We start from the raw sequence: 12,971 nt of genomic DNA on the forward strand, positions 1-12,971 counted from the left end.
TGCAGCGTGAACGCTCTCGAATCGTCTTTCTGCGCAGTCCGCTGGACAGAGCTTTAAAGATCGAGGACCAACGTTTCAGACCGGCTGCCTGAGCAACAGATCATCATCGTCTGGCGCCGGTCATGCTCCTCGGGGCTTCGCACCGCGTCCTGGTGCAGCGGCCTGCCCGCCTTCACTATTGTCTCGCAAGCCCCGCAAATGCCCTGCTCGCAGGAATAGGGCGCATCGATGCCGGCCGCGATTAGCGTGTTCAGAATGGTCTCGCCGCTCTGCACGCTGAGCTCGATGCCTGAGCGCGCCAGCTTGACGGTGAACGCGCCAGCAGACGGTTCGCCGGCGTTCCCTTTGAAGCGCTCGACGTGGATCAGAGCCGGCGGCAAGCTGCCGACGTTCGCCTCAAGTTCGGCGACCATCCGATCCGGTCCGCAACAATAAATCTCAGTCTCAAGGGAGGCCGAGCTTAGGGCGTCGGCGATGGACGGCCTGCTTTTCCGCCCTGGTTCGTCTCGATAATGCAGCGTCACGCCCGGCCGGCCGCTGAGTTGCTTATGGAACAAGGCATGACTTTCGGAACGGCACCAGTAAATCAGCCTTACCTCTCGCCCCAGGTCGCACAGCCGCTCGAACATTGCGTAGATCGGCGTGATGCCGATGCCGCCGGCCAACAGCAGAGTTGCAGCTGCGCGCTCGTTCAACGGAAAGGCGTTGCGCGGAGCGCTGATGGTGAAGGTCATCCCAACGCGCGCCTGGTCGTGAAGCCACTGGGAGCCGCCGCGGCCGTCGGCTTCGCGCTTGACGGCGATGACGTAGCTGGTCGCCGTAGCGAGCGGCGTAAGCAGCGAATATTGCCGGATTAGTCCTATCGGCAGATGTAAATCGATGTGCGCGCCCGGTTTTGCGCCGGGAAGCGGACTGCCGTCGGGCCTCTCCAGCTCAAAGAGCAGCGCATCAGCCGCGCCATAGGTGACGCCCATCAAGCGAACGAGGATCCTTTCGTCCGCGCGACCAGCTTCAATGCGTGCCATAGGTCACGCCTTGCGTCTTCAGCCAGCTTCGATATTTCTGGCCCATGAGATCGCTGCGGTGGTGCAGCTCCTGACGCAGATCGACTGGAATGCGCTCAGGACGTTGCGTGTCGACGATGGCGCTATCCTGGGCATAAACTAAATCCTGTCGACGACGCACGTCGGCGTCCGAAGGCGACGGCGAAAAATTCATCGCGCAACTGATGCGCACGATGCTCGTCACCTCATCGACGAGCTGGGCCGTCAGAAAGGTGCAGAACCGATCATTCTCGCTGCCTTCCGATTGGCGGGCGGGATCGGCGATAATGACGCGCTTTTTGAAATAGGCGACGAGCGGGCGAAGGCATTTGTAGGCGTAAAAGGCGATCACCGGCACTTCGCGGGGGTCCCCGTAAGGTTGGGTCACGCGCACTTCGGTCGACGCCAGGCCATCCTCGCTCTCCTGCACCTCGTAAGCAGTGATCGGGTCTGGCGAATCCAGAACGCCGTTAACCCCGGCATGGACAAATGGAAAGTGGCTGGGATCAATGAAATTCTCGACGGCCCGATAGCCTGATCTGAATTTATAGGGCCCGCAAGAGACCTTCTTGTAGCTCTGATCATCCCATTCTGGGAATGCAGGGACGCCGCGCGCCGGGACGCCGATGCAAACCCAGATAAAGCCATAACGCTCCTGCACGTGATGCACGAGGGCTTTCGCCTTTTTCATCGGCGGCTCAGTGGGGGCGGCCGGTATCAGCACGCATTGTCCTGCGCCATCGTAATTCCAGCCGTGATAAGGACAAATAACACGGTCGTTCTGAATTGACCCCTTAGACAATCGCGCGCCGCGGTGGATGCAAAGGTCCTCCCACACATGGAGCGCGCCGTTTGCGTCGCGCCATGCGACCAGATCGCGCTCAAGCAGAGTCACCAGCACGAGAGCGCCGGGCATTACATCCTCGGAGAAGCCAACGACGTGCCAGTCGTTGAGAAGCACGCTGTCCTGGCAGCCATCAATGGCTGGTATGGTTGGCTTGACGTAATTCATGGCCTCATCTCCTTGACCGATGGATCGCGATCATTTCCCCTGGACCGCAGCCTCGGCGGCTGAGGTCGCGAGCGCCATTTGATGGAATGTGATCCGGCGAATCTCGACGCGCGACGTCTCGATATGCGCGCGGACGAGTCGCTCTGCGTCCTCTCCCCGGCGCGCCTCAAGGGCGCGCAGAATCGCGCCATGCTCTTCATATGTCGCGACGATCCGCGCGGGGCTGACAAAATCAAGGCGGCGGATTATGCGAATCCGGTCGGCGAGCCGATCATAGCAGCGCAGCATCTCGGCATTGCCGGCGAGGCCGACAAGCGTGCGGTGGAAGACTTCGTCCTCGCGCGCCGCCGCCTCGCCATCTCTCGACTGCTCCGACGCCGGCGCGCACCAGAAAGCGATCAGTTGAGACAGGTCAATTTTGGCGCTTTTCGCACAGAGGCGTCGGATGGCCACCGCCTCGATTTCAATGCGGAAATCATAGAGGTCCTCGTAGTAGCTGAGATCCAGAGGACGGACCTGCCAGCCGGAGTGGCCGTTGACGTGCTGTAGAAATCCCTCATGGGCGAGGACATGCAAGGCAAGGCGCAGCGGCGTTCGGGAGACTTGAAGCATGGCCGCGAGTTCGTGCTCAGAATAGCGCTGGCCCGGCGGCATGCGGAATTCGAAAATATCGAGCTTTAGCCGCTCATAGACTTCCTTCGCCAATGTGCTCCGCTCGCCGCCCGGCGCGAGCGCCGCGGCTAATCCCGCAATGTTCAGCTGTTCAATGTGGTCAGTCATGATCGAGAGGGCCGCACTTGGAGCAATATAATTGGGATCCCAAAAGGAATCCTAAAATGGAGACGGCTGTGAATTCATCTGAATTGCAACGTGGGGTCAAGCGCAATCTGTAGGTTTCGGACAGCAGCAATCCCTTAAAACGAGACCGACTGACGAGGCCGCGACGTTGATTCTGCTCCTTCCGCGCGCGGCGGGCGCGTGGTAGGCAGAAACTCAGCACAGGCGGTCGATCGAGGCGCCGACAGGCGTCTGACGATCTAGGTCGCGAAGCGGATCGACGAGTCGGACTAGTCTTTCGAGCCGTCTTTTCAAGCCTCGGTCGGCTAGTCGGCCGCAGCGATCGGTAACGCCCATGACGAATAAGATGACGGCGATTGCGCCATCAAGAGTCCATGAAAAACTTGTTCCAGACGACTCCGGCGAGACGGGCTCGTCCGCCGACGACTGGCGCCTTCGCGGACTGCAGGAGAGGCCAGGCTTCCTCATTCGCCGCCTTCACCAAATCCACGTCGCCCTTTTCACGGAAGAATGCGCGAGCGAAAACATTACGCCGGTCCAGTACAGCGTGCTGACGGCGCTGGAGCAGATGGGACCATCCGAACAAGTCGCCTTGTCGCGCGCGGTAGGTCTAGACAGGACAAACATCGCCGATGTGATCGCTCGGCTCGAACGGCGCAAATTTGTGAAGCGGCGCGTGGCTCCGAAGGACAGGCGCACGAAAATTGCCGCTCTCACCGAAGCCGGAAGGAGGCTGCTTGCGCAGGTCGAGGCGGGAGCCGCGCGAGCCCATGAACGCACAATCGAAGCGCTGCCGGCGGATCAGCGCGAGCGATTCGTCGATCAAATGCGGCAGCTTGTTCGGGCCAACAATGAACTCAGCCGTTCGCCGATCAGCCGGATCAAGTGAAATCCCACACCATCTTGGCACCGCCCGGCGGACTACGACCGACGGCTTCGGCATCAATCGCGATCTCCCCGTCGACGATGCGAACCGGGTAGAGGCGGAGAGCCTCAACCTTCCATCCTGCGGAGACGGAGCCTTCGCGCAGACTGAATGAAGCCAAGTGGCGCGGGCAAACAAGCCGCCCGCTATCGACCCGCCCGGACGAGAGGTCGGCCTTCTCATGCGGGCAGAGGCCCTCGCAGGCATGGACCTCGGATCCGGTCCGCGCCAGAACGACGCCATGCCCTTCCACCTCGACGCGCAAGATTTTTTCCGTCAGGCAGATCGCTCAGACTGACGACTCTGACAAAGCGGGGGCAGATTGCGGCTTCACAGGAATGTTTTATCACAATAGATAGTATACTGATGAACTCGATTGCGTCCACCGACCCGACTTGGCTGTCCGTTCTGCGCCTGCTCGCTACGGAGCCGCTGCTGAGCGCCTGCGGACCATTGGGCGCCCTCCTGCCGGCAAGTTCCGGCATGCTGCTGCTCCATGCAGGGCCGCCTTACGCGGGTCCTGAGGAACTACCAGCCTCCATGCTCAATTCCGCAGTTGCCGCTGCGCTCTTTGAGGAATGGGCCGACTCGAGACAGGAAGCCATCGACATGATCCTCTCCGGCCGCATCATTTTGCGGCCCGCGCAGGACTTTGGCGTCGTCACGCCGCTGGCTTTCGTCGTCTCGCCGCAAATCCCGGTGCTGCGCGTCGAAGATCGCAATGGCGTTGCAAGCCCGCGCTTCTCGCCCGTGAATGATGGAACGATGCCCGGCGCGCTGCGGTTCGGCGACGAAAGCGAAGGTCGGCTCGAACGGCTGCGGCGGCTGGCGTCGATCGGCTCAGCCCTTGACGCTGCGCTCGCTCGACCGATTCCTCTGCTGCCGATTATGCAAACGGGTCTCGCGGGCGGCGACGATCTGCATGGCCGGGTCGGCGCCGCAAACCGCGCTCTGGCGAATTGTTTGATCCCTCGACTCGTGGGCGATGCACGCGATCATGTCGCAGGCGCATCGCATTTTGTGCTCAACGCATTGATGAGCGCCTGCGCCATGATGATCGGCGCGGGAGAAGGAATCCCCGGAAGCCGCATGGTGACGCGAGCGGGCGCAAATGGAGTGCGGCTCGGTTGGAGCGTGGCGGGATCTCCCGACGCGTGGATTACGACGCCAGCGGAGGCGCCCCGCGGGCCGCGTCGGCCGGGATGCGAAACCGCCCCTGCGCTGCCGGCGATTGGCGATAGCGTCGTCATCGACGCCTGCGGTTTCGGCGCGGCCGCCGTTCGGGCTTCTCCCGATCTCACCAGCGCCTTGAGAGGCCATTGCTCTGAAGCGTTTTTTGACGACCGCGCATCTCAGCCCTTCCTGGCGGCGCACCCCTCATTCGGGCCGGCGCTCCGGCTCGGCCTGGATCTCGCGCGACCTTGGACAGCGCGCGGAATCATTCTCGGAATGCTCGACGCCAGCGGCGAAAAGGGCCTGATCGGTCAAGGCCTCGCGCCTTGGCCCGACCTCGACGGATCCGTGAGCGCGCCCTAGCCGGTCAGCGACACATGGGCCGCGACGATGCGCCAGCCGGCCTCCAGTCTTGCCCAGGCCTGACTTTGCCGACCGACGCGACTCCCGTCCTTACGGGTGAAAAGCGTATTCGCCACGGCAAACTCCGTCCCGAAGGTGATGATCGAGGTGCGCCAGATCGCGCGCCAGTCCGACAGCCGGTCTCCCCGCGCGAAAGGCGGCGATCTCGTCGTAGCCATAGAGGTTTTCGGTCACGCCATAGCGGATGGCGTGCGGGCTGTTCCAGAAGAGTTCGTCGAGCACTGCGACGTCATTTGAGACCAGCGCCGCCTCGTAGCGCGCAAACGCTTCTGAGACTTCGCGGACGATATCGGCGCGGTTGATCTCGGCGCTCATGATAAACCCTCAAGCGTCATCGCGAACGTCAACAGGCGCTCGTCCTGAAAACGCGGCGCGATGATCGAGAGCCCAAGCGGACACCCCTGCATTTCGCCGAGCGGCATCGCGATCTGCGGCAGGCCGGCAAGACCGGCCGGACAGAGCCCGTTGAGGGCGCGCCTGCGGAACTCTTCTCTTTCCTTTTCTCTTTCGCCCCGCAAAGGCGCGATGCCAGGCGCAGTCGGCAATACGAGAAAGGCGTCATCGCCCAGAAGATAATCCATTCGCTCGCGGATTAAACGCCGGACGGCTGCGGCGGATGCAAGCGTTGCGGCGTCGATCCGCGACGCAGCTTGGAAGCGTTCGCGAACGCCCACGCCCAAATCTGGCTGGGCTTTGATGATCCAGGCTCCGTGCGCCGCCCAGGCCTCCCCTGCCTGCAAGATCGTAAAGCAGGTGCGCCAAGCATCTAAGCTGTCCGGGCCGATTGCGACCACTTCGACAAAGGAAAACCGGGCGCGAAGAAAATCAAGCGATGCTTTGAGGGCCTCCTCGACCTGTGCTCCCGCATTCGCGAATGCGTCAGTTGCAATGAACATGCGGCGCGGGGGGACCGCGGCGTTTCGCACGCCGTTCAAAAGGACCATTCCAACGTCGCGCAAGGTCACGGCGTCGGAGGCGAACCACCCGACGGCGTCAAAGCTTGGCGCGAGGGGTACGACCCCCTCGACCGATATGCGTCCGTGGGTAGGCCGCATGCCCCAGATCCCGCAGAAACTTGCGGGGAGACGCACCGAACCGCCTGTGTCGGTCCCGAGTGCGAAATCCGCGAGATTTCCTGCGACGGCGGCGGCGGAGCCGGCGGACGAGCCGCCCGTTATCCTGCCTGGCGCGTTTGGATTGATGGGCGCGCCGTAATGCGCGTTCTCTCCATTCAAACTCCAGGCGAGTTCGTCGGTTACGGTCTTGCCGACAAGCTTGGCGCCGGCGGCGAGAACGCGCTCGACGGCGGTCGCGCTCCGTTCTGGAATCGGATGGTCCGCGGCCCATTGCGGCTGCCCTGCCGTCGTGACCAAACCGGCAATATCGAACAGGTCTTTGACTGCACACCCAAGCCCGCAGAGCGGTCCCTCCGAGGCTTGTCGCGGCAGGGCTTCGACGTCAATCGGCATGAAGGCGCCGAAACGATCATGGCCCCCCTGCGGGGTCGTTTTATCCGACAGGTTTGGAGACATTGGAGACATCGCGTCCAATCCTTTGCAAAAAACCGACGTTCGCGATTGCGCGACGCGACGCGCATGCATTTACAACAACGCCGCAGAGTCCCGCCGGCGGGCATCGTGCCTCAACTTCGTGCAGCGATGATCGACATTTGAACACTCGTCTTTGCACAATTCGTCATTATACTGACGATATCCGAATGAGCCAGAGAATGATAGACTCGCTCGCTGAACGCGACCTTCGGCAATCGGAAACTGGAACGCATAAATGAGCGCGCTTGAATTTCCTTATGATCTCATCCTAACCGGCGGCACAGTGATCGATGCGGCCACGAATCTCAACGGTCGCTACGACATTGGAATCCTTGGCGGCAAGATTGCCGCGATCGCGCCTGATCTTGGCCAATCGCCCGCGCGCGAAAAGACCGATGTCTCCGGCATGATCGTCTCTGCCGGGATGATCGACACCCACGCCCATGTGTATGAGCACGTCACGGGGCGGTTCGGCCTCAACCCCGATATGGTCGGCGTACGCTCTGGGGTCACGACGCTAATTGATCAAGGCGGCCCGAGCTGCATGACGCTCGGAGGCTTTCGCCATTACCTTGTCGATACCGCAAAAACCCGGCTTCTTTGCTTCATCTCCTGCTATCTCGTCGGCGGCCTCGAAGGGCATCTCTACCCCGATCTCTACGGCCCTAACGGCGTCAACGCCGAGCATACGGTGCGCGTGGCCAAAGAGAACCTCGACATCGTTCGCGGCATCAAAGCTCACGCCGAAATTGGCGGCCAGTCGCGCTGGGGGCTAGAAGTTATCAAGATCGGCCGTCAAATTGCCGACGCTGCAGGGCTTCCGCTCTATATTCATCTTGGCCAGCTTTGGCCAAGCGTGGAGGAAGGGCCCGTCCCCGATGCCGATGAACTCATTCGCCAGCTCTGCCCGATCATGCGTCCGGGCGACGTGATGGCCCATCCGTTCACGCGCCATCCGGGCGGCTTTGTCTCGAGTGAGGGCGAAGTCCATCCGATCGTGTTCGAGGCCATCGCGCGGGGCGTCCGGGTCGATGTCGGGCACGGCTCGCATTTCAGCTTTGAAGTCGCGAAGAAAGTGCTCGATTCCGGCATTCGGCCTTTTACGCTTGGAGCCGATCTGCATGGCTACAATGTTCGCGTTCCCTCCGGCGAACGCTCCCGCGACCGCGAGACGAATCCATTTTCCGGGATCGCGCCTTTCAGCCTGACTGTCGCCATGACCGAACTTATGACGCTCGGCCTCCCTCTGCCCGAAATCGTCGCGACCGTCACCGCCAATGCAGCGCAAATGGTGGGCATGGGAGATAGCATCGGGTCTCTCCAAGTCGGCCGCGAGGCGGATGTCAGCGTTCTTGAAATCGCCGAAGGACGTTTCAAACTTTTGGACAACAGCGGGGTCGAAGTGGTCACGGACAGATTGATACGTCCGGTCTTCTGCCTGCGCGGCGGCGTTCGTTATGACAGCGACTCTCCGCTGATCCCGGACGCGATCGCGGCCTGAACAGCAAGGTCTAATGGCGGCGGATTGTCGCTGCCTTGATCGAGGAGATTCATACTTCGAGGTAGAAACAACCCTCTCGAACTGCTGAATCCCCGGCGCGATTACCTCCGGCAAATGAATTATCCAATGGATTCCAGTCGGGGAACGGAATTACGCCGCGATCGTCTACGCTGCCGAAGCGTCGGCATCCAATGAGCGCCGGCGCAACGGAGAAGTCCGCAGCCCACTTGGCATAGAACGTGAATGGCAGGTCGGCGGTATGCTGACGATTGGTTGGAACGCCACAGAGATCTCTTGAGGACGAATGATGCAAAGCGCGTCTGATCTCGACCGGGACTACGATGTCGTCATCTGCGGCGGCGGAACGGCTGGCTGCGTTATCGCCGGCAAGCTTGCCGCCGATCCGGATCTCAAGGTTCTTCTGCTTGAAGCGGGCGGCGGCGATGACGTCCGGGAAATCCGAAACGCCAAATTATGGATGCACAACATCGGCTCGGAGCGCGACTGGCGCTTTGAGGCGGAGCCCGGCGAGGCTTTAAACGGCAGACGCGCGCCGTTGCCGATGGGCTGCGTGCTCGGAGGCGGATCGAGCATCAACGGTCTTGTCTGGGCGAGGGGTCACAAGACCGATTTCGACCTTTGGGAAAAGGAGAGCGGCGATCCCGCCTGGGGTTACGCCGCCGCGATCGAAATCTACAAGCGGGTTGAGGATTGGGATGGCCCTCCGTCGCCGCTGCGCGGGCGCGGCGGTCCAATGCGCATTGCCTTGCCTGAAAATCCGGTCCCGGTCGTCGCGGGCCTGCTCGAAGCAACGTCGCAGCACGGCATTCCTCAAGTTGAAGATCACAATGCCGAGGCGGCGGCGGGCGATGGCTGCTGCTCGGTGACAAACATCAATATCGCGCGCGACGGGACGCGCATCTCGACCGCCACGGCCTACCTTGCGCCCCGCGCAGGTCAACCGAATCTCACCGTGCTGACGCGCGCCAAGGTGCGCCGTCTGTTGATCGAACGCGGCCGCGCAATCGGCGTTGAAGTCGAATACGGCGGAGCCATCCGCACAATTGCGGCGAGGCACGAGGTCGTCCTTTCGCTTGGCGCGATCAACACGCCAAAGGTGTTGATGCTGTCCGGAATAGGGGAAGAAGCGCAACTGAAACGACACAAAATTGCGCTCGTCCAACACCTGCCGGGCGTCGGCCAGAACTTCCAAGACCACATTCTTGTAGCAGGTTGCGTCTTCGAATATCGGACGCCTGAGCTGCCGAGGAACAATTCGGCCGAGTTCACCTTCTTTTGCAAGAGCGATCCAAGCCTTATCGCGCCCGATCTGCAGCCGATCCTCGAGGAATGCGCGTTCGGGTCGGAGGTCACCCGGCCGGCCTATGATCTGCCGATCGATCCCGCCGCCGCCTTCACCTTGGCCCCCGGCCTTATTCGTCCCAAAAGCCGCGGCCATGTCGAGCTGACCGGCGGTCGGCCAGAAGACCCTGTCAAAATTCAAGCCAATTTTCTCAGCGACGAAGCGGATGTGAAGGCGCTCTTGCGAGCGATCGATATCTGCCGCGAGATCGGGCATTCCGAAGCGCTGCGCCCATTCGTGAAGCGCGAGCTCATGCCAGGTCCGCTCAACGGCGAAGCCATGGCGCAGTTCCTGCGCAATGCGGCAGGGACATATTTCCACGAGACCTGCACAGCGAAGATGGGCCACGACCGCATGTCGGTCGTCGACGCATCGCTCAAAGTTTATGGCGTTGCAGGCCTGCGCGTCGCGGACGGATCGATCATGCCGGCCATCACCGGCGGGAATACAATGGCTCCATGCGTGCTCATCGGCGAACGCGCCGCCGACCTGATCGCGCGCGATCTCGCGTGCCGCACGGCGCGCCGACAGCCACAACTCCACGGAGCCGAAGCATGAATCCCGCCTCCTACGAGGTCATAGACAGCGTTCGCACCTATAAGCTGTTTATCGATGGCGCTTGGGTGAACTCCTCGCGCAACATTACGGCCGATAGCATCAATCCAGCCGATGGAGACATCTTCGCCCGCGTGCAACAGGCAGGCTCCGACGAGGTTCTGCGCGCGATTGACGCCGCGCATCGCGCCTTTGCAAGTTGGGGCTCATCGCTCGCCAGCGAGCGCGAGAAGATGCTTCTCAAGACCTGCGGCGTCATCGAGCGGCGGACGCCCGAGATCCGCGACATGCTCATCGACGAATGCGGTTCGGTCTTCAATAAGGCGCTCTGGGAGATTGAATACGTCACGGATTGTCTGCGTAGCGCCGCCGGCGATGTCCGCCACGTCATGGGCGAGACGATGCCGGTCACGCAACCGGGGCAGATCTCAATGTCGGTGCGTCGTCCGCTCGGCGTCGTCGCGGGCATCGCGCCATTCAACTCACCCTTTCTCCTTTCGATGAAGAAGATCGCGTTTGCCCTCGCCGCCGGCAACACCTTCATCCTGAAACCGTCCGAAGAGACGCCGGTATCCGGGGCGCTCATCGCCGATTTGTTTGAGGAGGCCGGCCTCCCCGCTGGCGTGTTGAATGTGACGCCCGGCGTTCCAGCCGAAGTCGGAAGCCTGCTCATTTCGGATCCCCGCGTTCGCCTTATCACTTTCACGGGCTCGACTCGCACGGGACGGCATCTTGCCGTCGAAGCTGCAAAGCATCTCAAAAAATTCACGCTCGAAATGGGGGGCAAGAGTCCGCTGATTGTGCTGAAAGACGCTGACCTTGATTATGCAGTGAACGCCGCGGCATTCGGCGTGTTCCTGCACCAAGGCCAAGTCTGCATGGCCAATTCCAAGGTCATCGTCGAAGCGCCGCTCTATGATGCATTCTGCGAGCGCTTCACGGCGAAAGCGAGGACCATTCCGGTCGGGCACCCGCGAGAGTCCGCGAGCGTCATCGGACCGCTGATCCGCGAGAGCCAATGCGCCTTCATCGACGGACAAATCGAGGAAGCCAAAACCAAGGGGGCCAAGGTATTGACCGGAGGCGCCCATAAGGGCCGCTACTTCCAGCCGACCGTCCTCACTAATGTCACGCGCGACATGCGCATCTATCACGAAGAGAGCTTCGGCCCTGTCGTTTCGTTGATCCGCGTCGAAGACGCCGAAGAAGCGCTCGAAGTCGCCAACGACACTCAATATGGGCTCTCGGCTGCAGTCATCACTAACGATCTGCAGAAGGCTTTCGATCTGTCGCTCCGGCTCGAGTCCGGAATGGTCCACGTAAACGACTGCACGATTTCCGATGAGCCGCACGTGCCCTTCGGGGGCGTCAAGAACAGCGGCTTTGGCCGGGAGGGCGGCCAGTCCTCTTGGGAAGAGCTGACCGAGCAGAAATGGATCACGATCCAGATGGGTCAACGCCAGTTCCCTTTTTGAACATTCAACGCGGCGGCCTCGCCCGCTGCGCATCAAGGAGCGCTTTACATGATTGCTTCCCATACGCTGAAAGCCGGACTCCTCGGCGCATTCATCGCTCTTGCTTCACCTCTTCTTTCTGCATCCGCAGGAGAAATCCCATCGCAGCCTGAATCCGGCTCCGTGTCGATCGGCGTGCAACCGTGGCTCGGTTACGGTCAGTGGTACGTCGCGGAGGCGAAGGGCATCTTCAAGAAGGTCGGCTTGCAGGACGTGAAGATCCAGAACTTCGTCGAGCAGAAGGACATCAATGCCGCGATGGCGAGCGGCTCGCTTGATGTCGCTTCCCTGCCAACGAACACGGCGCTCAGCATGAAGGCGGCCGGGCTGCCGATCAAGATCGTCGCCCTGCTCGATTTCTCGATGGCGGCGGACGCTATCATCAGCGGCCCAGACATCAAGACCATCAAAGATCTCAAGGGAAAGAAGGTCGCTTTCGAGCAAGGCGCCACGAGCGACGTATTGCTGAACTACGCTTTGCAGGCCAACGGCATGACGATCGCGGACATCGAGCAGGTGCCGATGCCGGCCGCCAACGCCGGGTCGGCGCTGATCGCGGGACAGGTGCCGGTCGCGGTGACCTACGAACCGTATATCAGCGCCGCGGAGGCGCAAGATTCCAAGATCAAGCTGCTTTACACCGCCGGCGTCAACCCGGGCGTCATCAGCGACGTTCTGGTCGTGCGCGAGGATATTCTCGCCAAGAAGCCAGGCCAGGTGCTTGCGTTGATTAAGGCGTGGGATGAGGCGCTTAAGGATTACAAGGCAAACATGTCCGTCGATAGAGACATCATTGCAAAGGGCGTCGGCGCGACAGTAGAAGAACTGAAGACCGCGTTTGACGGCGTCGAGTTCTATTCGCTCGCGCAGAACCGCGAAACTTTGACCACCAGCTTCTCGACCAAGACGCTCAAAGACGTGGGAGATGCAGCGCAGAAGGCGGGTCTTCTGGAGAAGCCGGTCGCATCCGCGGACATCATCGTCTCGGACTTTATCAACGCCCGTTAGTCACATCCAAATGGCGCCGTCGCCGCCGAGGTCAGATTATGAATGTCACTGAGACGGCGCGTGCCTCTGCAATCCATTCAGGCCCGCGCCGCCGCAAGAGACGACG

Annotated in this window: 11 protein-coding genes and 1 pseudogene; 6 read left to right on the forward strand and 6 right to left on the reverse strand. The window is 61.3% G+C overall.

All coding sequences use genetic code 11. The features are described from left to right. Window positions 1–53: 53 nt before the first annotated feature. The 3 genes from WDN46_21575 to WDN46_21585 are packed head-to-tail and all read right to left on the reverse strand — an operon-like array spanning window position 54 to window position 2,835. Window positions 54–1,025 carry a PDR/VanB family oxidoreductase gene (locus WDN46_21575; protein ID MEJ0095901.1) on the reverse strand — a complete coding sequence of 324 codons (972 nt, stop codon included), beginning with the start codon at window positions 1,023–1,025 and terminating at the stop codon, window positions 54–56. Next, entirely contained in the window at window positions 1,012–2,055 is a 1,044-nt protein-coding gene (locus tag WDN46_21580) for an aromatic ring-hydroxylating dioxygenase subunit alpha (GenBank protein ID MEJ0095902.1), read from the reverse strand. Before WDN46_21580 ends, WDN46_21575 begins: the two co-directional genes overlap by 14 nt. A gap of 30 nt (window positions 2,056–2,085) precedes the next feature. Continuing rightward, entirely contained in the window at window positions 2,086–2,835 is a 750-nt protein-coding gene (locus tag WDN46_21585; protein MEJ0095903.1) for a GntR family transcriptional regulator, read from the reverse strand. A gap of 352 nt (window positions 2,836–3,187) precedes the next feature. On the opposite strand from WDN46_21585, the gene WDN46_21590 reads away from it, so the two are divergent. After that, window positions 3,188–3,742, forward strand: a complete 555-nt coding sequence (locus tag WDN46_21590; protein MEJ0095904.1) for a MarR family winged helix-turn-helix transcriptional regulator — start codon at window positions 3,188–3,190, stop codon at window positions 3,740–3,742. Here the strand turns inward: WDN46_21590 and WDN46_21595 are convergent. Then, the gene (locus tag WDN46_21595; GenBank protein MEJ0095905.1) at window positions 3,735–4,043 is read right to left on the reverse strand and encodes a Rieske 2Fe-2S domain-containing protein; all 309 of its coding nucleotides are present in this window, start codon (window positions 4,041–4,043) and stop codon (window positions 3,735–3,737) included. The genes WDN46_21590 and WDN46_21595 overlap by 8 nt on opposite strands. A gap of 101 nt (window positions 4,044–4,144) precedes the next feature. Here WDN46_21595 and WDN46_21600 point away from each other — a divergent pair, with 101 nt between their 5' ends. Then, complete coding sequence (locus WDN46_21600; GenBank protein ID MEJ0095906.1) at window positions 4,145–5,314, forward strand: DUF1116 domain-containing protein; 1,170 nt, start codon at window positions 4,145–4,147, stop codon at window positions 5,312–5,314. Here WDN46_21600 and hpxZ read toward each other — a convergent pair. Beyond that, window positions 5,311–5,689, reverse strand: a pseudogene (gene hpxZ / locus WDN46_21605) (oxalurate catabolism protein HpxZ). The gene WDN46_21600 and the pseudogene hpxZ sit on opposite strands and share 4 nt — an antisense overlap. Continuing rightward, window positions 5,686–6,906: an amidase gene (locus WDN46_21610; GenBank protein MEJ0095907.1), complete on the reverse strand. Its 1,221-nt coding sequence runs from the start codon at window positions 6,904–6,906 to the stop codon at window positions 5,686–5,688. The pseudogene hpxZ and the gene WDN46_21610 overlap by 4 nt, the downstream one beginning before the upstream one ends. Before the next feature lie 253 nt (window positions 6,907–7,159). Here WDN46_21610 and WDN46_21615 point away from each other — a divergent pair, with 253 nt between their 5' ends. From WDN46_21615 to WDN46_21630, 4 genes are all read left to right on the forward strand, one after another. Then, the gene (locus tag WDN46_21615; protein ID MEJ0095908.1) at window positions 7,160–8,425 is read left to right on the forward strand and encodes an amidohydrolase/deacetylase family metallohydrolase; all 1,266 of its coding nucleotides are present in this window, start codon (window positions 7,160–7,162) and stop codon (window positions 8,423–8,425) included. 304 nt (window positions 8,426–8,729) lie between these two features. Next, window positions 8,730–10,346 carry a GMC family oxidoreductase N-terminal domain-containing protein gene (locus WDN46_21620; protein ID MEJ0095909.1) on the forward strand — a complete coding sequence of 539 codons (1,617 nt, stop codon included), beginning with the start codon at window positions 8,730–8,732 and terminating at the stop codon, window positions 10,344–10,346. Further along, window positions 10,343–11,818, forward strand: a complete 1,476-nt coding sequence (locus WDN46_21625; GenBank protein ID MEJ0095910.1) for an aldehyde dehydrogenase family protein — start codon at window positions 10,343–10,345, stop codon at window positions 11,816–11,818. The genes WDN46_21620 and WDN46_21625 overlap by 4 nt, the downstream gene beginning before the upstream one ends. Window positions 11,819–11,866: 48 nt before the next feature. Further along, a complete protein-coding gene (locus tag WDN46_21630; protein MEJ0095911.1) occupies window positions 11,867–12,865 on the forward strand; it encodes an ABC transporter substrate-binding protein in 999 nt (332 codons plus the stop codon). Window positions 12,866–12,971: the final 106 nt, after the last annotated feature.

Source organism: Methylocella sp. (assembly GCA_037200525.1).
GTDB lineage: Bacteria > Pseudomonadota > Alphaproteobacteria > Rhizobiales > Beijerinckiaceae > Methylocapsa.